Raw genomic sequence first — 794 nt, 5'->3', positions numbered from 1 at the left:
GGAGTCAAGCCAGGCGGTGATCTGCTGTCGCCAAAAATCAGCACGTTCTTGAGTGGTCATAGTGAAAATCCAGCGAAGAGGTAATGGATTTCAAGTGTGACGAGCTGATTTTGGGAAAAAAAGATGCCGATTCAAGGGCGCTTACCTTTCCAACGCGCGGGATGGCCTCGCTCCTGCTGGTGCTTTTCTCGTTCGGTACCCAGGCTTCCTCCTCTTCGCTATTGCAACTGATCCTGCCGGACAAGCGGGAAATCACCCTGGATGAGGCGGCGTTGACAGCCTTGCCACAAGTGGAGTTCGAGACGGCGACGCCCTGGACCCTCGGCACTCACCGCTATCGTGGACCGACCCTGAAGAGCGTGCTGGCGCAGCAGCAGGTGGATAGTGCCAGCGCCATCGATGTTGCCGCACTCAATGGCTACCAGCAGCGGGTCGATCTCTCCCTGTTTGCCAAGGTGCCGCTGACCCTGGTGCGTTACCAGGATGACAAACCGCTCACCCGTCGCAATAAAGGGCCGCTCTGGCTGCTGGTCCCCCTCTCGGCCCATCCCGACATGGATGTGTCCGCCATCCACAACAACATGGTCTGGCAGGTGATCCGCATCGAGGTTGTCCCGTGACGCGACGACAGCGAGATAACCTGCTGCTTGCAGCCATCTTAAATGCGAAAGGGGACTCCCTCCGACGTAGGTGGGAGGGGAATTTCGCCGGGGCGTCAGCCCCGCTGGTTTTGAATGTATTGCTTGATCACCTCCAACGGTGCTCCGCCGCAAGAGCCCGCAAAGTAAGAGCGT

2 protein-coding genes are annotated in these 794 nt (G+C 58.4%); one reads left to right on the top strand and one right to left on the bottom strand.

From position 1 onward, the window contains the following. Nucleotides 1-161 precede the first annotated feature (161 nt). Nucleotides 162-620 carry a hypothetical protein gene (locus tag J9892_RS19490; RefSeq protein WP_161470212.1) on the top strand — a complete coding sequence of 153 codons (459 nt, stop codon included), beginning with the start codon at nucleotides 162-164 and terminating at the stop codon, nucleotides 618-620. Between the two features lie 95 nt (nucleotides 621-715). On the opposite strand, the gene J9892_RS19485 is transcribed toward J9892_RS19490, so the two are convergent. Continuing rightward, a partial coding sequence (locus tag J9892_RS19485) for a transposase (protein WP_210538172.1) occupies nucleotides 716-794 on the bottom strand: 79 nt, incomplete at its 5' end.

The organism is Aeromonas sp. Prich7-2 (assembly GCF_017939255.1).
Classification (GTDB): Bacteria; Pseudomonadota; Gammaproteobacteria; order Enterobacterales; family Aeromonadaceae; genus Aeromonas; species Aeromonas caviae.
This window is presented reverse-complemented; position numbering and strand designations above follow the sequence as displayed.

Bases quoted from the DNA above. Each gene is read 5' to 3' on its own strand.
- J9892_RS19490 (WP_161470212.1), top strand. From the start codon at position 162: ATGGCCTCGCTCCTGCTGGTGCTTTTCTCGTTCGGTACCCAGGCTTCC.